Genomic DNA, 21,413 nt, shown 5'->3' with positions numbered 1-21,413 from the left:
GATTTGTATCTGGGGCCAGCCCTCGTATAGGTCATCGCAGCCCGCTTTTTTTCGCCTGAGACACCATGACTGACACGCCCTCCCGCTCCCATGGCCGCAAGGCCATTCGCCCTACGCTCAAACCGCGCGAACTGATGACGCCAACGCCGGATCTCGCAGGCGTGTGGAAGGCCAAGATTATCACCCTGTTCCCCGCCGCTTTCCCTGGCGTGCTTGGCGAAAGCCTGACCGGCAAGGCGCTGCAGGAGGGACTGTGGCAGCTGGAAACGGTGGACCTGCGCGAATTCGGGGCCGGCAAGCACCGCAATGTCGACGACACGCCTGCAGGCGGCGGGGCCGGCATGGTGCTGCGCCCCGATGTGCTGGGCCAGGCGATCGAACACACGATGGCCGGCACCAAGGGCAACTGGCCGCTGATTTACCTGTCGCCGCGCGGACGCCGTATGGATCAGCAGATGATGCGGAATTTTTCTCAGTGCGATGGCCTCACCCTGCTGTGCGGGCGGTTCGAAGGCGTTGATGAACGGGTGCTGGAACACTATGGCATCCTGGAAGTCTCCCTGGGCGATTTCATCATGACCGGCGGCGAACTGGCCGCACAGGCGCTGATTGATGCCACCGTCCGCCTGCTCCCCGGGGTGCTGGGCAATCAGGCATCGACCGAAGAGGAAAGTTTTTCCTCCGGTCTGCTGGAGCATCCGCAATACACCCGCCCGGCCGAATGGAAGGGCAAAGAAATCCCCGATGTTCTGATGTCCGGGCACCACGGTAAGATCGCCGAGTGGCGGCATGGAATGAGCGAGGAAATCACCAAAACCCGCCGCCCCGATCTGTGGGAAGCCTACCGCCGCGCCAAGGACGGCGGCTGAGAACCGGTGCGGCTGGCACCGTAAAATTCCCCTAGGGAAGCCGTTGCCGCATTGCCTGAGCCGTGTTTAACTCTTCCTGCATAAGTTAAGTGACAGGAGTAAACAGGGTGGCTGGGAAATTTGAACTCTATGAAGACAAAGCCGGTGAATTCCGTTTCCGCCTGAAGGCAGGCAACGGTGAAAACATTCTGGCCAGCGAAGGCTACAAGCAGAAGGCCAGTGCAGAAAACGGCATCGAGTCGGTGCGCAAGAATGCGGGCGAGGATGCCCGTTACGAACGCAAGGAAACCTCGGCCGGCAAGCATATGTTCAACCTCAAGGCCACCAATGGCCAGGTGATCGGCACGTCGCAGAGCTATACCAGCGCCTCGGGCCGGGACAACGGCATCGAGTCGGTCAAGAAAAACGCCCCCGACGCCGCGCTGGACGACCAGACCGGGTGATTTATTCTACCGACTAGTGCACCTTAGGACGCCGCCGTACCAAGGCAGCGGCGGCCTTGACAATCCGCTTTTGCGCTAAACTGAACTGCGTTCAGCTATGATTTGCGCCACCTTGAGCAACGGAAGTGAACAACCCACCCCGGTTCGATACTGTACCCGGAGGCGTTCCGCGCATTTCGGCCAAAGGACTGAGCAAACTCCGGCTTGGCAGCATCTTTAGTGACGGTTCCGCCTAAGCAATGCGATTTTGACAGAACCTCACGTGCAAGCCCAATCGCTGCGCTTCGGTTCCGCGCAGCAATAAACCGGCCACCGAACTCGTATTCGCCACTGGTTTCCAGCAGTCTGTACTCGCTTCGCGGGAGCCTGACGTGCAGATTTGGGTTGATGGGCGGATTAATCCGGAGAGAAACAGGGACCGCATCACCCCGACCGTTTGCCCGGTACCGCTTGTGCACGTTAAGTTCGTAGAGCGGCTCCACCGTGGAGTATCCTTGCGAATGCTTTACGACAAGCCCAAGGCCCGAATTGGAAAAGGTGCTTTCGCGGACTGGTAGCTTTTGCGGAACGTCCCGGCGGCTGAAGGGCGCCATCTCCCGGGGCGTTCCATGTGTTTCGCTGGTGATGCCCAGCGCCGCATCGTGTTGTTCCTGGAAATCACTGCGTTGTTCAAGGGAAAAATCGCCAGCGCCATGGCTGCACCCAGACAAAACCATTAGAAAGCACAAGCCAGAATAAAAGCTGCTCATCAGATTCATGGACATTCTCATGTGCCTCTCGCCTTCATCGCTACGCACAGCCAGGGAACACCAAAAAAGCGTTGCTGCCATAGCACGAAGCGCTAGCAATTGCTTGGACATCGGCCCCTTGCTTTGGATTGCACTTCCTCCGATGGCACACTCGAGAGGGGTAATCAACGGTCCATCAGGGGAAAATGACGCCGGGCAGACCTTCCAGCACTTGATTCACTAAGCTTTGCGCCATATTAAGCGCCGGTCTGGATTCGCAATTGCGGCTCCGGGCCGCTGGCTGTTGGAACACCCCCCTGAAACCTTCTTCGGTTTCACCCAAGGGATCCGGCCGCTGGCAGCAAGGAACAGACGGCGTGATCTCTGGCGGGCGCAGCGCGGACCCGGTGAAGACCAGGAGCTCTCATGACGGCACAAACCTCTGCGGAATGAACCGCAGGCAAATTAGGAGAGTTGCGATGGACCTGATCGCACAGCTGGAGGCGGAACAAATCGCCGCCCTGGGGAAAGAGATCCCCGACTTCAAAGCCGGTGACACCATCCGTGTCGGCTACAAGGTGACCGAAGGTTCGCGTTCGCGCGTTCAGAACTACGAAGGCGTCTGCATCAGCCGTAAAAACGGTTCGGGCATTGCCGGTTCGTTCACCGTCCGCAAGATTTCGTTCGGCGAAGGCGTGGAGCGTGTGTTCCCGCTGCATTCGACCAACATCGACAGCATCACCGTTGTGCGCCGCGGCCGCGTGCGCCGCGCCAAGCTGTACTACCTGCGCTCGCGCCGCGGCAAGTCCGCGCGTATCGCAGAAGACGCACACTACAAGCCCAAGAAAGCCTGAGGAGCGGTATCATGAAAAAAGACACTCATCCCGATTACCACTTCATCGACGTCAAAATGACCGACGGCACCATCATCAAGATGCGCTCCACCTGGGGCTCCGAGGGTGATCAGCTGGCTCTGGACATCGACCCGACTGTGCACCCGGCATGGACCGGCGGCACCTCGCGCCTGCTGGACGCCGGCGGCCGCGTGTCGAAGTTCAAAAAGAAATACGAAGGCCTGGGCTTCTAAGCCACGCTTTGCATTTCGGCAAAATCCCGAAGGCTGCCCAGGACGGGCAGCCTTCTTTCTTTTTCTTCTGACGCCGGGGCGTGCCCCTTGCGGGAAAGACAGATCTCCTCGTGAAACAAGCCCTGGCAGACGCGCTGCAAGAACGCGGTTATGAAACCCTCACCCAAGTGCAGGAGGCCGTGACCCAGTCCGACGTGGACGGCCGCGACCTGCTGGTTTCGGCGCAGACCGGCTCCGGCAAGACTGTCGGCTTCGGCCTGGCGCTGGCGCCAACGCTGCTGGGTGAAGACGAGGCGTTCGGCGAAGCTGCCGCTCCTTTGGCGCTGATCATTGCCCCGACCCGCGAACTGGCGCTGCAGGTGAAGCACGAACTGGGCTGGCTGTACCGCGGCGCAGGCGCACGGATTGCCTCCTGCGTGGGCGGCATGGATATGCGCGACGAGCGCCGGGCGCTGGAGCGTGGCGCCCATATCGTCGCTGCCACCCCTGGCCGTCTGCGCGACCACATCATGCGCGGCTCCATCGACCTCAGCCAGGTGCGCGGTGTGGTGCTGGACGAGGCCGATGAAATGCTCGACCTCGGCTTCCGCGAGGATCTGGAATTCATTCTGGGCGAAGCGCCCGAGGACCGCCGCACCCTGCTGTTCTCGGCCACCGTGCCGCCTGCGATTGCCAGCCTGGCCGAAACCTTCCAGAAAGACGCGCTGCGGATCAAAACTGCCGGCGAGACCAAGCAGCACGCGGATATCGAATACCGTCTGATGAGCGTGGCGCAGGCCGATGCTGAAAACGCCATCATCAACGTGCTGCGCTATTACGAGGCGCCCAGCTCCATCGTATTCGCCAACACCCGCGCGGCGGTGAACCGTCTGGCGGCGCGGCTGACCAACCGCGGCCTGCCAGTGGTGACCCTGTCGGGCGAATTGTCCCAGACCGAGCGCAGCCACGCGCTGCAAGCCATGCGCGACGGCCGGGCGCGGGTCTGCGTAGCGACCGATGTGGCGGCACGCGGCATCGACCTGCCGGGTCTGGAACTGGTTGTTCATGCTGAGCTGCCCTCGAACCACGAAACCCTGCTGCACCGCTCGGGCCGCACCGGCCGCGCGGGCCGCAAGGGCGTCAGCGCGCTGATCGCGCCGCCCAAGGCCCGCAGCAAGGCGATGCGTCTGCTGAAGTGGGCAAAGCTGAACGCCGAGCATTGCGAGGCACCTTCAGCCGACGACGTGCTGGCCCGCGATGAAGAGCGCATGCTGGCCGATCCAGTCTGGCAGCAGCCGGTGGAAGAAAACGAAGCCGCAGGCGTAAAGACGCTGCTGGACACGTTCAGCGCGGAGCAGATCGCCGCCACTTACCTGCGGCTGTTCCGCAGCCGCCATTCGGCGCCGGAAGACCTGCGCCCGGCGGATGCTCAGGAGCCGCGCAAGGAACGAAAAGAGCGCAAGCCTTTCGGCCCCTCGGTCTGGTTCTCGCTGTCCGGCGGCCGCGAGGCCGGAGCGGACCCGCGCAAGGTGCTGCCGATGCTGTGCAAGGCGGGCGATATCGACCGCGGCGCCATTGGCGCGATCCGGGTGCAGGACAACGAGACCTTTGCTGAGATCAGCGAAGGGGCGGTTGAGGGCTTCCTGAAGGCACTGGGCGGCAAGACCGAACTGGAACCCGGCGCAGTGCTGACCCAGTTGTCCGAGGCCCCGGTGCTGGCGCCTGCCCCGCGGCGCGGCGGTTCGAAGGGCGACTTCAAGGGCGACCGCAAACCCAAACCGCACCGCGGCAAGGAAGATGGCCCTAAACCGTACCGTGCCAAACCCGGGCGCAGCGAAGACAGCCGGCCGCCCCGCAAGGAGTGGAGCGGGAAGTCTGAGCGCAAGGAGCGGGGTGAAAAACCCGCGCGCAAGGATTGGGGCGACAAGCCCGCACGCAAAGATTGGGACAGTAAACCGGCCCGCAAGGAAGACCGCGGCCCCAAACCCGATCCGGCAGTCAAACCCAAGCCCAAGGGCGCCTCGGACCCGTCCAAGCGGATGACCAGGCCGGGCGCACCTGCGGCCAAGCCGTTCAAGGCCAAAGGCCCCAAACCGCCGGTCGGCAAGCCCAACAGCAAAAAGAACAAGGCCCGCGCCGCTGCAGCTGCAATGGCCCCGAAGCCGGGAAAGGGCGGCGACGCCCGCCCGAAACGCAAAGGCACGGGTCCTGCAAAACACAGGTGAAACACTAAATTCACCAGCCTGTGCGCGCCGCTTTTCTTGACCGGAACCAGAGCCTATACAGGGGCTCAAAGCTAAAGACGTGCAAAAAAGCACGAACAAAGGGACCGGTACATGGCGCATATCATTGTCGTCGGCAACGAGAAGGGCGGCGCAGGCAAATCCACTGTTTCCATGCATGTCGCAACCACCTTGGCCCGTCTGGGCCACAAGGTGGCGGCGCTGGACCTGGATCTGCGGCAGCGCTCCATGGGGCGTTACCTGGAAAACCGCAAGGAGTTCTGTGCCAAGGCAGGGCTGGACCTGCCGATGGTGGAAATGCACGAACTGCCGGAGATCGACCCGGCCAGCCTGCAGCCGGGTGAAAACATCTATGACCACCGCCTTTCGGCTGCCGTCTCGGCGCTGGAACCGGGCCATGACTTCATCCTGATCGACTGCCCCGGCTCGCATACCCGTCTCAGCCAGGTGGCGCATTCACTGGCCGATACGCTGATCACGCCGCTGAACGACAGCTTTGTCGACTTCGACCTGCTGGCCCATGTGGACCAGAAGGGCGAGAGCATCACCGGTCCGTCGGTTTACTCCGAGATGGTGTGGAACGCCCGCCAGCTGCGCGCCCAAGCGGGGCTGAAGCCGATTGACTGGATCGTGATCCGCAACCGGGTCGGCACCCAGCGCATGGTCAACAAGGAAAAGATGGAACGCGCCATCAACATGCTGTCCAAGCGGATCGGCTTCCGTGTGGCGCCGGGCTTTTCCGAGCGGGTGATCTTCCGAGAACTGTTCCCGCGCGGGCTGACGCTCTTGGACCTCAAGGACATCGGCGTCAAGCAGCTCAATATTTCCAACGTCGCCGCCCGGCAGGAGCTGCGCGACATGATGAAGGAAGTGAACCTGCCAGGAGTCGAGATCAGCATCTGATCCCGCCCCTGGGCCGGTCAGCCATCGCAGCCGCAGCTGCCGCGGTAGATGGTGTACAGCTCGATCGGCTCGGCCACGCCGCGCAGCATGTAGCGGCCGAGCGACACAAGATCATATTCTGTGCCCTTGGCCGCCTTTTGCACGTCTTCGGACATAATAATGTTCTGCCCGACCGAGCGGTGCATGCCGGCAATCCGCGCCGTCTGGTTTACCGTTTGGCCGATAACCGTGAAATCCAGCCGGTTCTTGGCACCGATGTTTCCATAGAGAATGTCGCCCGCGTGCAGGGCCAGGGTGAAGCCCGCAGTGGGCAGCCCTTCGGCCTCGCGCTCGGCATTGTAGGCTCGGATCTTGCCGCAAAGCTCATTCGCAGCGGCAAGGGCGGCATGGGCGTCTTCCTCGATGCTGCCGAGATTGAACATGGTCAGCATGCCATCGCCCATGAACTTAAGGATGTTGCCGCCATGCGCCTGAATGGCCGCAACCGCCAGACCGAAGTAGCCGTTCAGCATGTCTATCAGCTCCGGACCCGGCAGCCGCTCGGCCAGCTCGGTAAAGCCTTTCAGGTCGAACAGGCAGATCACCGCGTCAATCTCCTGCGAGGAGCCGCGCCGGATTTCACCCGACAGAACCCGGCGGCCCGCATCGCGGCCCAGATAGATCTGCAGCAGGTCGCTGGCGATTTGCCGGTTCGATGAAGATTTCAGCGCCAGCCCCAGATGCGGCAGCGTGGTGCGGATCAGGTCAAGCTCGCGGGACGAGAACCCGCCCTTGCGGTCGGTGGTCCAGGAGACCAGGATACCTTCGCCGGGACGCCGCGGGTCTGCCGGTTTCTCCTCGGGCGGGTGAAACCGCAGGCCTGCTGCAAAATAGTCCGTAGCACCAGCTTCGAATAGCTCGTCAATAACCGGGAATTCAAACGGCGGGCCAGCCTCCATCTGCACCCGCAGCTCCGGCTGCTCCTGCTGCAGCAGCTGGTAGAACGGGCTCTTCAACCATTCTTCGCCCGGGGTTTCCTGATACTCGTAGTGATGGCTGGTGATGCTTTCGCCACGGATCCAGCGGATGCCGATGCCGCCGAACTCCGGGTTGTAAGCCCGCTGCGCCAGGTGAAAGCGCATCAGCGGCACGCCGGCTTCGGTCAGGCGCTGGCAGTATCCGTCAAGCAGGTCCTGCTGGCTGGTGCCCTGCAGGCCCTGCTCCATCAGCCAGGCAATCAGCGGTCCGGAATTGACATCAATCTGTATCATGCATTCACCTTTTGTCCCGCTGCCTTATCTGGGTATTGCCCCCGGCAATGTCTATGGGTCGATCTCTGCTAAATTGCGCAGCATATAGCGCAAAATTGCAACCTCGCCGGAGGTGAAACGAGCGCACATCTTTGCGTCAAACTCCAAGGCGTGCTCCCGCAGGTCCAGATAAGCGGCCTCTCCCGCCGCAGTCAGCGCCAAATGCTCGGCGCGGCGGTCGTTTTCGTCGCGGGTGCGGGTGACAAGGCGCTTCTCGGACAGTTTGGCCACCGCCCGGCTGATCTTGGTCTTATGGATCTTGGCCCGTGCCCCGATCTCCTTTGCCGTCATCTGCCCGTAGTTGCCCAGATGGAACAGTACCCGCCACTCGGTCCGCAGCATCCCGTAGCGGTTCTTATAGTGCTTTTGAAACCCCAGCGAGCTTTCCTCTGCCGCCCGGTTCAGCAGATAGGGCAGGAAATCCTGCAGAGCAAAATCATCTTTTTTGTCCATTTGGCGTCCCCTCTCCCTTGTTAGTTACAAAAACAACTAATATTCCGCAAGCAGAGACAGGAGGAACGCGCGATGAATCGGCCAGCCGATCCCCATGAAATGATGCAGGCTCCCTCGATTGCGGGGCCGAACGCGGGCTATATGCCCGGCTTTGGAAACGACTTTGAAAGCGAGGCGCTGCCCGGCGCGCTGCCGCAGGGCATGAACAGCCCGCAAAAGTGCAACTATGGCCTTTACGGCGAACAGCTGAGCGGCACCGCCTTTACGGCCGACCCGCCGGAGCGGACCTGGACCTACCGGATCCGCCCCTCGGTCAAGCACTCGCACCGCTACGAAAAGATCGATCTGCCGCATTGGAAGTCGGCGCCTTGTGTTGATCCGGACGTGATTTCTCTGGGCCAGTACCGCTGGGATCCGGTGCCCCATTCGGATGAAGGTCTCACCTGGCTCACCGGCATGCGCACCATGACCACCGCCGGCGATGTGAACACCCAGGTCGGCATGGCGAGCCATATCTATCTGGTCACCGCGTCCATGGTGGACAGCTATTTCTTCTCCGCCGACTCAGAACTTCTAGTGGTCCCGCAGGAAGGCCGGCTGCGGTTTGCAACCGAGCTGGGCATCATCGACCTGGCGCCGCAGGAGATCGCCATCATCCCGCGCGGGCTGGTCTACCGGGTGGAAGTTCTGGAAGGCCCCTGCCGCGGTTTTGTCTGCGAGAACTACGGCCAGAAGTTTGAGCTGCCCGGCCGCGGTCCGATCGGCGCCAACTGCATGGCCAACCCGCGCGACTTCAAAGCGCCGGTGGCAGCATTCGAGGACCGCGAGACCCCCTCGACCGTGACCATCAAATGGTGCGGCCAGTTCCATAAGACCAGGATCGGGCATTCGCCGCTGGACGTGGTCGCCTGGCACGGCAACTACGCGCCTTACAAATACGACCTGACCACCTATTGCCCGGTCGGCGCGATCCTGTTCGACCATCCGGATCCGTCGATCTTCACCGTGCTGACGGCACCTTCCGGCGTGCCGGGCACCGCCAACATCGACTTTGTGCTGTTCCGCGAGCGCTGGATGGTGGCCGAGAACACCTTCCGCCCGCCGTGGTATCACAAGAACATCATGTCGGAGCTGATGGGCAATATCTACGGCCAGTACGACGCCAAGCCGCAGGGCTTTGTGCCGGGCGGCATGTCCTTGCACAACATGATGCTGCCGCACGGGCCGGACAAGAATGCGTTTGAGGGCGCCTCGAACTCCAACCTAGGCCCCGAGAAGCTGGAGAACACCATGTCCTTCATGTTCGAGACCCGCTTCCCGCAGCATCTGACCGCCTTTGCTGCCAAGGAAGCGCCGCTGCAGGATGATTACATCGACTGCTGGAGCGACATCGAGAAGAAGTTCGACGGCACGCCGGGACTGAAGTGAAGATGAGGGCGCTGCCCCCTCTGGGCCGCTCCCGGCCCATTCACCCCCTGAGTATTTGGACAAAGAAGAAGCCCGGATGGGCTGATGACAGGAAAACGATATGCCTCTGCTGAAATCCTGGGTCGCCTCGGCCAATGATGCGAACCACCCGTTCCCGCTGAACAACCTGCCTTATGGCGTGTTTTCCGTTGATGGCGACGACCCGCGCTGCGGCGTGGCCATTGGCGACATGATCCTGGACATGCAGGCCGCAGAAGAGGCCGGGCTGGTCCAGCTGGGGGACGCGCCGCTGTTCGACGTGCCCTATTGGAACGATCTGATGGAAGAAGGGCCTGCGGTCTGGGCTGCCCTGCGCGACCGCCTGACCGCGCTGCTGTCCGAGGGAGCAGCTGATCAGGAGAAGGTGGAGCCTCTGCTGGTTGCTGCTGCGGATGCCGAGCTGCACATGCCCTTTGCGGTCAGCGAATACACAGACTTCTACGCCGGCAAGAACCACGCGTTCAACGTCGGCACCATGTTCCGCGGGCCTGAAAACGCGCTGCCGCCGAACTGGCTGCATATCCCGATCGGGTACAACGGCCGGGCGTCCTCCGTTGTGGTCTCGGGCACCGATGTGCGCCGCCCGTGGGGTCAGCTGAAGGGGCCGAACGATGCTGCCCCCCGCTGGGCGCCTTGCGCACGCTTTGATATCGAGCTGGAGATGGGCGCGATTGTCGGCACACCCTCCGAAGGCCCAATCTCGGTGCAGGAAGCTGACAATCACATCTTTGGCTACGTGCTGTTGAACGACTGGTCGGCGCGGGACATCCAGGCCTGGGAATACCAGCCGCTGGGTCCGTTCCAGGCCAAGGCCACCGCCACCTCGATCTCTCCCTGGATCGTCACCAAACCGGCGCTGGAGCCGTTCCGCTGCGACACTCCGGAACGCGAGGTGGAGCTGCTGGACCACCTGAAAGACTGCGGCCCGATGCACTATGACATCGACCTGGAGGTCACCATGGCGCCGGAAGGCCAAGAAGCCACCACCATCGCCCGGACGAATTACAAGGAAATGTACTACTCCGCCGCCCAGCAGCTGGCGCATCACAGCACCTCGGGCTGCCCGATGAACGCGGGCGACCTGCTCGGCTCCGGCACCATCTCCGGCTCGGTCAAGGAAAGTCGCGGCTCGCTCTTGGAACTGAGCTGGGGCGGCAAGGAACCACTGACGCTGGAGACAGGCGAAGAGCGCTCCTTCATCGCGGACGGCGACACTCTGACCCTCAAGGGCGCGGCCAGGGGCGACGGCTACACCATCGGGTTCGGTGATTGTACCGGCACCGTCCTTCCCGCGCTGGACGACCCGTTCAAGAGATAAGTTCCGCTTTTCCTCTTGCCCCAATTATCCCCGCCGGAGGCTCCCACACCCTCCTCCGGCGCAACGCTCAAAAGGACAGACACATGGCCAAGGCATTCGCGTCCCAAGGGGACCTGACCGAAAAGAAGATCACATTCGATGAGATCGGCGAAGGCCTTTATGCCTTCACCGCTGAAGGCGACCCGAACTCAGGCGTTATCATCGGTGATGACTCTGTGATGATCGTCGAGGCGCAGGCCACCCCGCGGCTGGCCAACAAGGTGATCGAATGCGTGCGATCTGTGACCGACAAGCCGATCACCCATGTGGTGCTGACGCACTACCACGCTGTGCGGGTGCTGGGCGCCTCCGCCTTTGGCGCGCAGCAAGTGATCATGTCCAACGCCGCCTATAACATGGTGCTGGAGCGGGGCCAGGAAGATTGGGACAGCGAATTCCAGCGGTTCCCGCGCCTGTTTGAAGGCCACGAAAGCATCCCGGGGCTGACCTACCCCACCACAACTTTCACCGACCAGATGACTGTCTTCCTCGGCAACCGCCGGGTCGACATCAAGCAGATCGGCCGTGCCCATACCGCGGGCGATGCGGTGATCCACGTGCCGGACCAGAACGTGATGTTCACCGGCGATATCGTCGAATACCACTCAGCCTGCTACTGCGGCGACGGGCATTTCAGCGACTGGGGCCAGACCCTCGACAACATCAAGGCTTATGACGTGGACGCAATTGCCCCGGGCCGCGGCGATGCGCTGGTGGGCAAAGAGATGGTCAACGCCGCCATCGAGAACACCCGAGACTTTGTTGAGAGCACCTACCGCCCGGCGGCCCGGGTTGCCGCCCGCAACGGCACTCTGAAAGAGGCCTGGGACGCAGTCCGCGCCGAGTGCGATCCCAAGTTCGCAGACTACGCGATCTATGAGCACTGCCTGCCCTTCAACGTCGCCCGCGCCTATGACGAGGCCCGCGGCATTGCGCACCCCCGCATCTGGACCGCCCAGCGCGATCTGGAAATGTGGGAAGCCCTGCAGGGGTAACTCCCATGGGGCTGGCCGGCATCCTGTTTCTGATCCTCATGGGCCTGGTGTTCGCCGCCTGGACCGCCGCCATGCTCCTGGCACTGTGGCGCATCAGCAAGCGTTCTGAGGAAGATCTGAAACGGACCGGTGGCGGGTATTTCACCTGGGCCGGCCACTCCCTGAGAGCCTACGCGGAGTTTTTGACCTCGGACAAAGACCGCAAGGAACGCCGCCGTCTACTGTTGCTGACACTTGTTATGTTCGCCGTGATCGCAGGTTTCGCCCTGCTGGCTCCGCGGCTTTCCTGAAATCTGCCTGGGAGGAGCCCCATGAACAAGATCTTTGAAGTCCCATTGTACCCTTATGCGCACCACACGGATGAGGACGCCGCAGCCCCCGCCCGCCGCAAGGTGGTGGTGATCGGTGCAGGCCCTGTTGGCCTGGCTGCCGCCATCGACCTCGCGCAGCAAGGCACCGAAGTTGTGGTGCTGGATGACAACGACAAGGTGAGCTTCGGCTCCCGCGCGATCTGCTTTGCCAAACGGCCGCTGGAAATCCTCGACCGGCTCGGCTGCGGCCAGCCGATGGTGGACAAGGGCGTGCAATGGAACGTCGGCAAGGTGTTTTTCGACGACCGCCAAGTCTATGACTTCAACCTGCTGCCCGAAGACGGCCACAAACGCCCCGCCTTCATCAATCTGCAGCAGTATTATTTCGAAGAATACCTGGTGAAACGGGTCCGCGAGCTGCAGGAGCAGGGCGCGCCGATCGAAATCCGCGGCCGCAACAAGGTTTCCGCGATCGGTACCCATCCGGACCATGTGGTGCTGGAGATCGACACGCCGGAGGGCTCCTATAACCTGGAAGCAGACTGGCTGATTGCCTGCGACGGCGCGGGCTCGCCGACCAGGCAGATGCTGGGCTTGGATTTTGTCGGCCGGGTTTTTGAGGACAACTTCCTGATCGCCGATGTGATCATGGATGCGGATTTCCCGACCGAACGCTGGTTCTGGTTCGATCCTCCTTTCAACAAAGGCCAGTCGGCGCTGCTGCACAAGCAACCGGATGGCGTCTGGCGCATCGACTTGCAGCTCGGCTGGGACATCGACAAGGAGCGCGAGAAACGCCCCGAGAACGTGATCCCGCGCCTCAAGGCGATGCTGGGCGAGGATGTGAAGTTCGAACTGGAATGGGTTTCGATCTACACTTTTCAGTGCCGCCGGATGGAGCAGTTCCGCCATGGCCGGGTGCTGTTTGCAGGCGATTCTGCGCATCAGGTCTCGCCCTTCGGCGCCCGCGGCGCCAACTCCGGCCTGCAAGACACCGACAACCTGTGCTGGAAGCTGCAGCTGGTGATTGATGGCAAAGCGCCGGAAAGCCTGCTCAACAGCTATGACGTGGAACGTGTCCACGGCGCCGATGAGAACATCCTGAATTCCTCGCGCTCGACCGACTTCATCACCCCGAAGTCCGAGATGAGCCGGGTGCTGCGCGATGCAGTGCTGGATCTGTCCGAGCACTATGAATTCGCCCGCCCGCTGGTGAACTCCGGCCGCCTGTCGGTGCCTTGCACCTACGATGGCTCGCCGCTGAACTCAGCGGATGCGCTGGACGGACCGGAACGGACCCGGCCGGGCTCCTCCTGCCCCGATGCGCCGCTGGGCGACGGCTTCCTGCTCGACAAGCTGGGCGGCAAGTTCGTGCTGCTCACCATCGACGCCGATGCCCCCGATGTGTTCGAGGAACAAGGTATCGAGGTCACCCGCCTGGCGCTGTCAGTGAAAGACGACAAGACGCTAGCGCTGAAAGACCGCTATCTGGGCAGCAATGACAGTGGCGTCTACCTGATCCGCCCGGACCAGCATGTGGCGGCCCGCCGTCCTAGCTTTGACGAAAATCAGTTCCGGCATGCGATCCGCCGGGCCATCGGCAAGGAGTGATCAAGATGACCGAAGACCAGCTGATCCTGACCCCGAACATTAACGGAGCCGATGATTTCTATGCCGATCTTCTGACGGCACATGAGGGCCTCAGCAAAGCCGAAAGCGATGCGCTAAATGCACGCCTCGTGCTGGTGCTGGCCAACCACATTGGAAAACGCGCGATCCTGAAACAGGCGCTGGCGGCTGCCGCGCTGAAACCTGGGGAGGATACCGCTTGAAAATAGAACAGATCCACCACGTCGCCTACCGTTGCAAGGACGCCAAGCAGACAGTGGAGTGGTACAACAAGATGCTGAAGATGGACTTTGTCCTGGCGATTGCCGAGGACCATGTGCCGTCGACCCACGAGCCCGATCCCTACATGCATATCTTCATGGATGCGGGCAACGGCAACGTGCTGGCGTTCTTTGAATTGCCGACCAAGCCCGAGATGGACCGCGACCGCAATACCCCCGTCTGGGTGCAGCACATCGCCTTCAAGGTGAAGGACCGCGAGACGCTGATCCAGTTCAAAGACCATCTGAAGGCCAATGGCGTCGAAGTGCTGGGTGTGACCGACCACTCGATCTTCCACTCGATCTATTTCTTCGATCCGAACGGCCACCGGGTGGAGCTCGCCTGTCCGGATCCGCAGGAAGAAGCAATGCTGGCCAAGCTCGATGCGGTCAAATGGGAGATGCTGGAGGAGTGGTCCAAGACCAAGAAAGCGCCCCAGCACGCCGATTGGTTGCACGCCAAGGAGCTGAGCAAGGCCTGATACCGGCCGGCACGGAAGGCAGCCCTCACAGCTGCCTTTTCAAAAGGGGAGGACGCCGATGGGCGGCACGGTTCTGTATGACTATTGGCGCTCGTCGGCCAGTTACCGGCTGCGCATCGCGCTGAACCTTGCGGGGATCGAATACACCGCGGTTCCGGTGGATTTGGTCAAGGGAGAACACAAAAGCCCGGAGCACCTGGCCCGCAATCCGCAGGGACTGGTGCCGGTCCTTGAGATCGACGGGCTGCGGCTGACCCAGTCGCTGGCAATCCTCGATTACCTGGATGAGACACGAAACCTCGGTCTGCTGGCCAAGGACGCCGGGCAGCGTGCAAAGGTCCGGGCGCTGGCCCATTCGGTAGCGGTGGATGTACATCCGGTCTGCAACCTGCAGGTGGCCAAACAGGCCACACGGCTCAGCGGCGGCGCCGAGGAGATGCCCAAGACCTGGATGCAGCATTTTATCCGCCCCGGCCTGCAGGCATTCGAGGCTCTGCTGGCGGGGTTCGAACAGAATCCATTCTGCACCGGAGACACGCCAGGGCTTGCCGATATCTGCCTGATGCCGCAGCTGTACAACGCCCGCCGCTGGGAAGCAGATTTTACGCACCTGCCCCGGATCTGCGCAGTGGAGGCCGCCTGCGCTGCCCACCCTGCCTTTGCTGCGGCGCATCCGGACCAGGCGCTAGCTGCCGGCGGCTGACGCCGCTTCCTCAAGGCATCGCTGCAGAATGTCCAAAGCGGGCGCCATCTCCTCTTCGGAGAAGGCGCAATAGCCAAGTACCAGCCCGTTATGCCCGCCCCCGGCCGAGGCGTTGGACAAAGGTTGCACAGCCACGCCGAGTGCGGCCGCCCGGCGGGCAATATCCTTGTCGCTGAGAGAGCTGTGCAGATGCAAAACCGTCTGCATGCCCGCCTGGTGGTCCCGGAACCAGCCTGCACCACTGAAATCTCTCGTTAGCCGGTCCAGAAGGAATTTCCGCCGTTCGCCATAGGTCCGCCGCACCCGCCGCAGGTGCCTGTAGAACTCGCCCGAGTGCATGAACTCGGCCAAAGCTTGCTGCGGCATGTAGCTGGCGCGCAGCCCCGAGCGCGCCATGACTGCACGGAACTGCTCCAGCAGCGGCTCGGGCACGATGACATAGCCCAGGCGCAGGGAGTTAGAGAAAATCTTGGAGAACGAACCCGCGTAGATCACCCGGTGCAGCCGGTCAAAACCCGCCATTGCAGGAATCGGCCGCCCGGCATAGCGGAACTCGCTGTCATAATCGTCCTCAATCACCCAAGCTCCGGCAGCCCTCGCCCATGAGATAAACTCCTGCCGCCGGCTGGGGGACATGGCGCCGCCCAGCGGGAACTGGTGTGAAGGGGTGAGGATCACAGTCCGCAGTTCAACATCTGCTTCTGGAAGCCTTGCCCCCTGCTCATCAATTTCCAGAAACGAGGGCTCCAGCCCGTGGAACCGGGCAAAGTGGCGGAGCGGTCCATAGCCGGGGTCCTCCAGCCCGATCCCGTCGCCCCGCTGGGTGAGCACCCGCAGGCAAAGGTCCAGCGCATCAGTGGAGCCGGCGGTGATAATGATCTGATGCGGCGATGCTTCAATCCCCCGCCACTCGGCAACATGGGCGGCGACAGCTTTGCGCAGCTCAAAATTCCCAGCCGCAGGCCCGCCCATCAGCATCGACTGCGGGCTGACACGGCAGACCCGCGCCACCGCTTTGGCCCATTGCCGGTGCGGAAACAAACGCATGTCCGGCTGGCCGGCTTCAAACGGCAACGGCGGTTTTACCAGTTCTTCGTCCTGCTGCAGGCCGCCGGCTTCTGGTTCAACCGCCAGATCGGCTTCGCCGACCGCGCAGACCTGGAACCCGGATCCGCGCCGGCTTTGCAGGTAGCCTTCGGCGACCAGCTGCTCGTAAGCGGTCACAGTTGTGGAACGCGACACCCCCAGTTCGGTGGCCAAAACCCGGGTGGGCGGCAAGGTCGCACCTTCCGCCAAACTGCCCGAAACGATGCTGTGCCGCAGCGCTTCGCAAATCTGTTCAAACACCGGCTTCTTTGATGAACGGTCAATCGAAAAAGCCAGCCAAGGTGTGTTTTTCACTTTTGGTATGCTCATTTTTTCAATATCCGGACATTAATAGCACTCCAGATCTATGGCAATCCGTACTCACCACCAATCTGAGAAGGACATGCCATGCGCGCAGCTGTTGCTATTCGGGAGGCCCTGCGGGGAGTGGCATGCGGAGCCTTGCTGTTCCTCCGGGAGCGGCCTGAGGCCACCGGCGCGTATCTTGCCCCCCACCTCGCTCTACTGCGCCTAGAGCCGCTGCTGAGGTCAGGGAAAACGCAGTCGCTCGGGTGCAAACCGCCAGAAAATGAGGAGACAGCCTAATGCCCCGGCTGACAATGTTTACACTGTTTTATCTAGCCAGCTTCCTGCAGGCCGGCGCCTATGGCCTGACCTTCCTGCTGCCCCGCTTGTTCGGACAGTTCGGCGCCAATGAGAAAACCGTAGGCCTGATGCTGTTCATCACCGCGATTTCGACTCTGATCACTGTTTCTTGCGCCGGGCACCTGTCGGACCTGTTCGGGCGGGTCCGCACCTTGGGCGGGGCCTGCCTCTTTATCGCTGCGGCACTGGCAGCCTATGGCCTCGCAGACGGCGTTGGAGTTCTGCTGATCTTCGCCAGTATTGCGCTTGGCGCTGGCTGGGGGCTGACCTATGCGCTGTCGCCAATCGTGCTGACCGGCCTTGTGGCTGTAGAGGAGCGGGTGCGTTACTTTGCGATCCTCTCTGTCACTATCATGGCAGGCTTTGGCCTGTCGCCGGTGATGGCATCGATGATGGAGACTGCGGGGCTCACCGTGAATGATGCCTTCTTTGCCACCGCCTGCTTTAGCGCCCTGGCTGCGCTGCTGTTCTTCGCTTTGACCGGCCCAGTGCGCCGCCATTCCCATGCGTCCGCAGCTGGGACCCGCTCCTCGCTAACGCTGAACCGGATTGCAGCCATTCTTCGCTCCCCTGCCAGGCTGCCGGTCGTCATGGTCTGCATCGGAGCCTGCGTCTTTGCCGGCATGAACAATTTTCAGACTGTGTTCGCAGGCGAGCGCGGCTTGGACTACGCGGTTTACTTCCTGGCCTATACGATCACCGTCGTGGTGTTCCGGGTGGTGCTGGCGCGGTTCAAAGGCGGCCGGAACCCCTATTTGACCATCGCCGTTCTGCAATACGTGATGTGCGCCGCGGTGCTGCTGTTCCTGAGCAGCGGCGGCAGTCTGTCCGCCTATCTGGCCACGGCCTTCCTTTTTGGCATCGGCTATGGGGTCAGCTACCCGGTGCTTGCGGCCATGGCGGCCAATGACGCCGAGCCTGAGCTGGTGCCGCAGACTTTGCAGGTCTTTGCCCTGACCTATTTCATCGGCATCTTCGGCTTCCCCCTGGCGGCCGGCTGGCTGATTGTCGAGATGGGGTCCGCAGCCCTTCTGGTGCTGGTTGCTGTTCTGGCCGGGGTTGAGGCGACCATGGCTCTGGTCCGATCGGTTTCTGTCCGCGCGGACATGGCTGCAAAGGCAGCCGACCCACGAAAAGCATGATAGTTAGAGGAGAGGACACCTATGAGGCTTTTGGTTTTTCAGCATGTCGCCTGCGAGCACCCCGGCTCCCTGCGCAGGTTTCTGGAGCGAGACGGCATTGAGTGGGATGCCATCGAGCTGGATGAGGGCGAGCAGATCCCTGGTCTGGCTGGTTATGACGCACTGTGGGTGATGGGCGGGCCGATGGATGTCTGGGATGTCGAGGAGCATCCCTGGCTGATCGCCGAGAAAGCCGCCATCCGTACTTGGGTGCGAGATCTGAAAAAACCCTATTTAGGTCTGTGCCTGGGCCACCAGCTGCTGGCTGACGCCTTGGGCGGCACCTGCGGCCCGCAACGCCCGGCCGAAATCGGCGTGCTGGATGTGGAGCTGACCGAAGCGGGCCGCGCCGATCCGCTGATGCAGGGGCTGCCGGTACAGCAGAAATGCCTGCAGTGGCACGGGGTGCAGGTGGCTCAGGCACCGGAAGGGGCCGAGATCCTTGCCCGCTCGCCGGACTGTCCGATCCAGGCCATGCGGATCGGCCGCAACGCCTGGTCGATGCAGTATCACGTCGAAGTGGAGCCGGACACGGTGGACAATTGGGCCGCCATCCCGGCCTATCACCAAGCGCTGGTAAACGCCTTGGGAAGCAATGGCACAGCAGAATTACGGGCCTCGGCCGAGGCCCGGATGCCGCAGTTCCTGAAGTCTGCAGAGACTCTCTATGACAATTTCATGGAGGCGGTCCGGAGCTGACAACCAAGCGGCGCAAGCCTTTGCAAGCTTGCGCCGTCCGCCTGTTCAACGGTGGCAGTCTCAGGCGGCTTTCACGTCCACAAAGGTCTCGTTGTAGCAAGCGCCGTCTTCAATGTCGGTGCGGATGCCCGCCGGGATCAGAGCGTTCACCGTAAAACCGGTCTCTGAGGTCGCGCGCCAGGTGCCTTTGGGCGAATAGAGCACGCCCGGCCGAGTGGCATCCGTCACCTTCAGGCGCAATGTGACCTCAGCCTGCGAATTCCAGACGGTCACCTTCTGCCCGTCCTGCAGCCCCCTGGCTGCCGCGTCCTTCGGGTTCATTTCAACCACCTCCAGCCCTTGCGAGGCGGGATCGCTGCCGAATGTGGCATTGGTGCGCTTGTCAGAGCTGGGCGTGATCAGGGCGAAGGGCTGGTGCTGCGGCACCTCTTCGAAACGCGGCACACCATAGCCGAACCGCTCTTCGTAGTCCTGGCTGAACAGCTCGATCTTCCCCGACTTCGTGGCTGGCTTGACCGTTTTACACATGATCATCGGCATACCGTCCGGCGCCGTCATCCGGATTGCCTGGTCAACCGGGATCTCGCTGGGCCGCCGGCCCTCAAGCTGCGGATGCACAGCGTCGATGGCATCATCCATCAACTGCTTGTCAGAGGCCTGGAACAGCGGATCCTCGTAACCGAACCGTGCCGCCAGCCTGCGGAATATCTCGGTATTGGGCAGACTTTCCCCAACGCAAGGGATCACAGGTTCGGCGCGCTGAAGGTAATTCTGACCGTAAGCGCCATAGATGTCATCGAACTCGAAATGGCTGGCGGCGGGCAGGATCACATCGCAAAACGCCATGCTGTCGGTCATGGCGACGTCGCAGCCGGCAATAAACAGATCCTCCCGCATCAACGCCTTGACCAGGTTCGCCTGATCCGGATGCGTCGCCACCGGGTTGTGGTTATAGATCATCGTGGCCTTAACCGGCGGGTCCAGCGTTTCATCCTGCAGCTTTTCAGCCAGGTCGACAATGTTGAATACCCGGGTGCCCGGTTTCATCAGATGATCGCCGTGCAGCCGGGCCTGGGTCTTAGGTGTGGCAATGCCGGACTTGGCCAGAACCCCAGCCCCCAGCCGCCCGTGATGGCCGGTCAAAGCAGGCAATGCCATCGCGGCACGCAGGCCTGATCCCCCGGAGCGGCCCCGTTCGATACCGTTGCCAAATGAGCAGGCCATGGCCTTAGCCGCCTGGATCATGTCCGCCAACGTTTGGAATGCTTCGCAGGTAATACCGCAGAGGTTTTCCACCGACTCCGCGGAATATTGCCGGGCTTGAACCATGAAGGCCTCGAAACCATCGACCCAGTTCCAGATGAAGCTGTAATCCAACCCATTGCGCCGCTCCAGCTCTGCCGCCAGCCCCATGGCCAGCACGACATCAGTTCCCGGTTTGATCTGCACATGCATATCGCATTGTTCAGCAATTTTGATCCGTTTTGGGTCGATGATCACCAGCTTGCCGCCCTTGGCCCGCATCCGTTTCAAAACCGGCGCCAGATGCAGGTTGGAGACAGTCACGTTGTTGCCCCAGACCAGCACCAGATCGGAGTGCACTGCTTGTTCCGGCGGCATGCCTGGCGCCGCTCCGAACAGGCTGGCGTAAGCCCCGCCGCGCACAGCGCCGCACAGCGGGCTGCGGTTCAGCATAGTCGCGCCCATCTGGTAAAAGAACCGGCGGTCCATGGATCCCGCCGCCAGCTCGCCGTGGGGTCCGGCATAGTTGAACGGCAGCACCGCCTCCGCACCGTAGCCCTGGATAGCCCGGCTGAACCCTTCGTGGATCAGATCCAGCGCCTCCTCCCAGCCGATCCGCTGATAATGCCCGGAGCCGCGCGGCCCGCTCCGTTTCAAAGGATATGCAAGACGGTGTTTTCCATGTACGAAGTCCGGGTAATACCGGGCAACCTTGTTGCAGATAACACCATCAGTATAAGGGTTTGCTGCCGATCCCCGAACGGCTGAGATGGCCCCGCCCTGGGTTTGAACCAACAGGCTGCAGGTATCCGGGCAGTCCAAAGGGCAGACACTTGGGAAGAATTGAACGGACGCGTTCTGGATCATCGCGGGCCTCATGAGTTTTCCAAGGCCGACGTTAATCCTCTGAATGGACTTCAGTAATATCCAATACCTTTGAATGAGGGCAGTCCAATTCTGCCGAAACACCGGCCGTGGAATGCGCCATTCCTGCGTTTTTCAGAGAGTGACGAAACTTGCGGCATCACCTTAAGAAATCCTCGTAATCCGCTATTTTTGACAAGCGGATTGCAGCCGGAGATCTTTCAGATCCGGATCATATATCCAGACAAAACCTGCCTGAACTACTGTATTTCTTGAATGCGGATATTGTTGATTGAACGTTTAGAGAGCTATTTGGATTTTACTAGGTTTGGCGGTGACCTACTCTCCCAGGGCTTGAGCCCAAGTACCATCGGCGCGGCAGTGCTTAACTTCCGGGTTCGGGAAGGGACCGGGTGTTTCACTTGCGCTATAGCCACCAAACCAAGAAAAATCCATTTGCCTTCGGCAAGTGGATTT

General features: G+C 61.6%; 21 protein-coding genes and 1 rRNA gene. 16 read left to right on the top strand and 6 right to left on the bottom strand.

The window, feature by feature from the left end; all coding sequences use genetic code 11:
• Positions 1–65 precede the first annotated feature (65 nt).
• Positions 66–869 carry a tRNA (guanosine(37)-N1)-methyltransferase TrmD gene (trmD, locus tag RA19_RS01910; RefSeq protein WP_039159059.1) on the top strand — a complete coding sequence of 268 codons (804 nt, stop codon included), beginning with the start codon at positions 66–68 and terminating at the stop codon, positions 867–869.
• Positions 870–976: 107 nt separating this feature from the next.
• A complete protein-coding gene (locus tag RA19_RS01905) occupies positions 977–1,312 on the top strand; it encodes a YegP family protein (RefSeq protein WP_039132124.1) in 336 nt (111 codons plus the stop codon).
• Positions 1,313–1,407: 95 nt separating this feature from the next.
• Here the strand turns inward: RA19_RS01905 and RA19_RS01900 are convergent, their stop codons facing one another.
• On the bottom strand, positions 1,408–2,070 hold the full coding sequence (locus RA19_RS01900; protein ID WP_152615659.1) for a hypothetical protein: 663 nt from the start codon (positions 2,068–2,070) through the stop codon (positions 1,408–1,410).
• 449 nt (positions 2,071–2,519) lie between these two features.
• Between RA19_RS01900 and rplS the strand changes: the two genes are divergently transcribed.
• From rplS to RA19_RS01880, 4 genes are all read left to right on the top strand, one after another.
• Positions 2,520–2,894, top strand: a complete 375-nt coding sequence (rplS, locus tag RA19_RS01895; RefSeq protein WP_039132117.1) for a 50S ribosomal protein L19 — start codon at positions 2,520–2,522, stop codon at positions 2,892–2,894.
• Positions 2,895–2,905: 11 nt separating this feature from the next.
• Positions 2,906–3,127: a 50S ribosomal protein L31 gene (gene rpmE, locus RA19_RS01890; RefSeq protein ID WP_039132115.1), complete on the top strand. Its 222-nt coding sequence runs from the start codon at positions 2,906–2,908 to the stop codon at positions 3,125–3,127.
• Between the two features lie 110 nt (positions 3,128–3,237).
• On the top strand, positions 3,238–5,331 hold the full coding sequence (locus RA19_RS01885; RefSeq protein ID WP_039159055.1) for a DEAD/DEAH box helicase: 2,094 nt from the start codon (positions 3,238–3,240) through the stop codon (positions 5,329–5,331).
• A 111-nt stretch (positions 5,332–5,442) separates the two neighbouring features.
• Positions 5,443–6,252: a division plane positioning ATPase MipZ gene (locus RA19_RS01880; RefSeq protein WP_039159052.1), complete on the top strand. Its 810-nt coding sequence runs from the start codon at positions 5,443–5,445 to the stop codon at positions 6,250–6,252.
• Between the two features lie 17 nt (positions 6,253–6,269).
• Here RA19_RS01880 and RA19_RS01875 read toward each other — a convergent pair whose 3' ends face one another.
• Together RA19_RS01875 and RA19_RS01870 are read right to left on the bottom strand one after the other, a co-directional pair.
• On the bottom strand, positions 6,270–7,502 hold the full coding sequence (locus RA19_RS01875; protein WP_039159050.1) for an adenylate/guanylate cyclase domain-containing protein: 1,233 nt from the start codon (positions 7,500–7,502) through the stop codon (positions 6,270–6,272).
• 51 nt (positions 7,503–7,553) lie between these two features.
• Complete coding sequence (locus RA19_RS01870) at positions 7,554–7,994, bottom strand: MarR family winged helix-turn-helix transcriptional regulator (RefSeq protein ID WP_039159048.1); 441 nt, start codon at positions 7,992–7,994, stop codon at positions 7,554–7,556.
• Between the two features lie 72 nt (positions 7,995–8,066).
• Between RA19_RS01870 and hmgA the strand changes: the two genes are divergently transcribed.
• The 8 genes from hmgA (at position 8,067) to maiA (ending at position 15,198) form a co-directional block, all read left to right on the top strand.
• A complete protein-coding gene (gene hmgA / locus RA19_RS01865; RefSeq protein WP_039159046.1) occupies positions 8,067–9,422 on the top strand; it encodes a homogentisate 1,2-dioxygenase in 1,356 nt (451 codons plus the stop codon).
• A 100-nt stretch (positions 9,423–9,522) separates the two neighbouring features.
• A complete protein-coding gene (fahA, locus tag RA19_RS01860) occupies positions 9,523–10,779 on the top strand; it encodes a fumarylacetoacetase (RefSeq protein WP_039159044.1) in 1,257 nt (418 codons plus the stop codon).
• Positions 10,780–10,862: 83 nt separating this feature from the next.
• Positions 10,863–11,813, top strand: coding sequence for an MBL fold metallo-hydrolase (locus tag RA19_RS01855; RefSeq protein WP_039159042.1), 951 nt, complete (start codon positions 10,863–10,865; stop codon positions 11,811–11,813).
• A gap of 5 nt (positions 11,814–11,818) precedes the next feature.
• Positions 11,819–12,103, top strand: coding sequence for a hypothetical protein (locus RA19_RS01850; protein WP_039159041.1), 285 nt, complete (start codon positions 11,819–11,821; stop codon positions 12,101–12,103).
• A gap of 21 nt (positions 12,104–12,124) precedes the next feature.
• Complete coding sequence (locus tag RA19_RS01845) at positions 12,125–13,735, top strand: FAD-dependent oxidoreductase (RefSeq protein ID WP_039159039.1); 1,611 nt, start codon at positions 12,125–12,127, stop codon at positions 13,733–13,735.
• 5 nt (positions 13,736–13,740) lie between these two features.
• Entirely contained in the window at positions 13,741–13,956 is a 216-nt protein-coding gene (locus RA19_RS01840; RefSeq protein WP_039132189.1) for a DUF2783 domain-containing protein, read from the top strand.
• The gene (locus RA19_RS01835; RefSeq protein ID WP_039159037.1) at positions 13,953–14,495 is read left to right on the top strand and encodes a VOC family protein; all 543 of its coding nucleotides are present in this window, start codon (positions 13,953–13,955) and stop codon (positions 14,493–14,495) included. Before RA19_RS01840 ends, RA19_RS01835 begins: the two co-directional genes overlap by 4 nt.
• A gap of 58 nt (positions 14,496–14,553) precedes the next feature.
• Positions 14,554–15,198, top strand: coding sequence for a maleylacetoacetate isomerase (maiA, locus tag RA19_RS01830; protein WP_039159035.1), 645 nt, complete (start codon positions 14,554–14,556; stop codon positions 15,196–15,198).
• On the opposite strand, the gene pdxR is transcribed toward maiA, so the two are convergent.
• Positions 15,181–16,599 carry a MocR-like pyridoxine biosynthesis transcription factor PdxR gene (gene pdxR, locus RA19_RS01825; protein WP_039159033.1) on the bottom strand — a complete coding sequence of 473 codons (1,419 nt, stop codon included), beginning with the start codon at positions 16,597–16,599 and terminating at the stop codon, positions 15,181–15,183. The two genes, maiA and pdxR, sit on opposite strands and share 18 nt — an antisense overlap.
• Positions 16,600–16,889: 290 nt before the next feature.
• On the opposite strand from pdxR, the gene RA19_RS01815 reads away from it, so the two are divergent.
• Both RA19_RS01815 and RA19_RS01810 read left to right on the top strand, forming a co-directional pair.
• A complete protein-coding gene (locus tag RA19_RS01815) occupies positions 16,890–18,092 on the top strand; it encodes an MFS transporter (RefSeq protein WP_039159029.1) in 1,203 nt (400 codons plus the stop codon).
• A gap of 21 nt (positions 18,093–18,113) precedes the next feature.
• Positions 18,114–18,830 (top strand): type 1 glutamine amidotransferase, encoded by a 717-nt coding sequence (locus RA19_RS01810; RefSeq protein WP_039159027.1) that lies wholly within the window; start codon positions 18,114–18,116, stop codon positions 18,828–18,830.
• A gap of 60 nt (positions 18,831–18,890) precedes the next feature.
• Here the strand turns inward: RA19_RS01810 and RA19_RS01805 are convergent, their stop codons facing one another.
• Both RA19_RS01805 and rrf read right to left on the bottom strand, forming a co-directional pair.
• Positions 18,891–20,939, bottom strand: coding sequence for a molybdopterin oxidoreductase family protein (locus RA19_RS01805; protein ID WP_039159025.1), 2,049 nt, complete (start codon positions 20,937–20,939; stop codon positions 18,891–18,893).
• A 323-nt stretch (positions 20,940–21,262) separates the two neighbouring features.
• Positions 21,263–21,377, bottom strand: a 5S ribosomal RNA gene (gene rrf, locus RA19_RS01800).
• Between the last annotated feature and the right edge of the window lie 36 nt (positions 21,378–21,413).

It is taken from the genome of Leisingera sp. ANG-M1 (genome assembly GCF_000813745.1).
GTDB lineage: Bacteria > Pseudomonadota > Alphaproteobacteria > Rhodobacterales > Rhodobacteraceae > Leisingera.
This window is presented reverse-complemented; position numbering and strand designations above follow the sequence as displayed.

Bases quoted from the DNA above. Each gene is read 5' to 3' on its own strand.
- trmD (WP_039159059.1), top strand. From the start codon at position 66: ATGACTGACACGCCCTCCCGCTCCCATGGCCGCAAGGCCATTCGCCCT.
- RA19_RS01900 (WP_152615659.1), bottom strand. From the start codon at position 2,070: ATGAATCTGATGAGCAGCTTTTATTCTGGCTTGTGCTTTCTAATGGTT.
- rplS (WP_039132117.1), top strand. From the start codon at position 2,520: ATGGACCTGATCGCACAGCTGGAGGCGGAACAAATCGCCGCCCTGGGG.
- rpmE (WP_039132115.1), top strand. From the start codon at position 2,906: ATGAAAAAAGACACTCATCCCGATTACCACTTCATCGACGTCAAAATG.
- RA19_RS01880 (WP_039159052.1), top strand. From the start codon at position 5,443: ATGGCGCATATCATTGTCGTCGGCAACGAGAAGGGCGGCGCAGGCAAA.
- RA19_RS01875 (WP_039159050.1), bottom strand. From the start codon at position 7,502: ATGATACAGATTGATGTCAATTCCGGACCGCTGATTGCCTGGCTGATG.
- RA19_RS01870 (WP_039159048.1), bottom strand. From the start codon at position 7,994: ATGGACAAAAAAGATGATTTTGCTCTGCAGGATTTCCTGCCCTATCTG.
- hmgA (WP_039159046.1), top strand. From the start codon at position 8,067: ATGAATCGGCCAGCCGATCCCCATGAAATGATGCAGGCTCCCTCGATT.
- fahA (WP_039159044.1), top strand. From the start codon at position 9,523: ATGCCTCTGCTGAAATCCTGGGTCGCCTCGGCCAATGATGCGAACCAC.
- RA19_RS01855 (WP_039159042.1), top strand. From the start codon at position 10,863: ATGGCCAAGGCATTCGCGTCCCAAGGGGACCTGACCGAAAAGAAGATC.
- RA19_RS01850 (WP_039159041.1), top strand. From the start codon at position 11,819: ATGGGGCTGGCCGGCATCCTGTTTCTGATCCTCATGGGCCTGGTGTTC.
- RA19_RS01845 (WP_039159039.1), top strand. From the start codon at position 12,125: ATGAACAAGATCTTTGAAGTCCCATTGTACCCTTATGCGCACCACACG.
- RA19_RS01840 (WP_039132189.1), top strand. From the start codon at position 13,741: ATGACCGAAGACCAGCTGATCCTGACCCCGAACATTAACGGAGCCGAT.
- maiA (WP_039159035.1), top strand. From the start codon at position 14,554: ATGGGCGGCACGGTTCTGTATGACTATTGGCGCTCGTCGGCCAGTTAC.
- RA19_RS01815 (WP_039159029.1), top strand. From the start codon at position 16,890: ATGCCCCGGCTGACAATGTTTACACTGTTTTATCTAGCCAGCTTCCTG.
- RA19_RS01810 (WP_039159027.1), top strand. From the start codon at position 18,114: ATGAGGCTTTTGGTTTTTCAGCATGTCGCCTGCGAGCACCCCGGCTCC.
- RA19_RS01805 (WP_039159025.1), bottom strand. From the start codon at position 20,939: ATGATCCAGAACGCGTCCGTTCAATTCTTCCCAAGTGTCTGCCCTTTG.